General features: G+C 34.7%; 1 protein-coding gene. It reads left to right on the top strand.

The window, feature by feature from the left end; all coding sequences use genetic code 11:
• The coding region (locus ASJ81_RS22890) for a hypothetical protein (protein ID WP_212556090.1) at positions 1–522 on the top strand (522 nt) is incomplete at both ends.

A 522-nucleotide genomic window follows, 5' to 3' on the forward strand; every position in this document is an offset into this window, starting at 1 on the left:
CCTTATCAGCAGATTGATGATACAGGTGCAAGAGTCAATGGTGTCAATTATTATACTCAAATTCTTTGTAATCCTTATTATACTGCTTATTTTACAGTTCCCAATAAAAATAGAGAAAATGTTTTAGACGTGCTTTTATGTGGAAAAGAAAAAACATACTGCTTTACTGATGAAGCATATAATCTGATGAAAACGTTTAATGTTTCCCAAAGTTGGATGGAAAAACTCTCGTCTTTTAAAAACAAAATATTCAGTGACGAAGAAATGCGTCGAAAACTGGATTGTGTTTTCTCACTTAATGGATATAAAACTACTAAGAAGAAAGTCCTTGAAGCCTGTGCAATTGCGGCCTATCATCAAAGTAAAGACATACCTGTGGTTACCACACTTTTAAGTGATGATGCACGTCAGTTCAGGCAAATTGCATATCACCATGCTCTTTGCTGGATTCATGACGGTAGAAACTACAAGAAATTAAGGCCAATAGTTCCGTATCATAAAGAAAAGCTGAAAGCTTTTCTC

It is taken from the genome of Methanosarcina spelaei, assembly GCF_002287235.1.
GTDB classification, from domain to species: Archaea; Halobacteriota; Methanosarcinia; order Methanosarcinales; family Methanosarcinaceae; genus Methanosarcina; species Methanosarcina spelaei.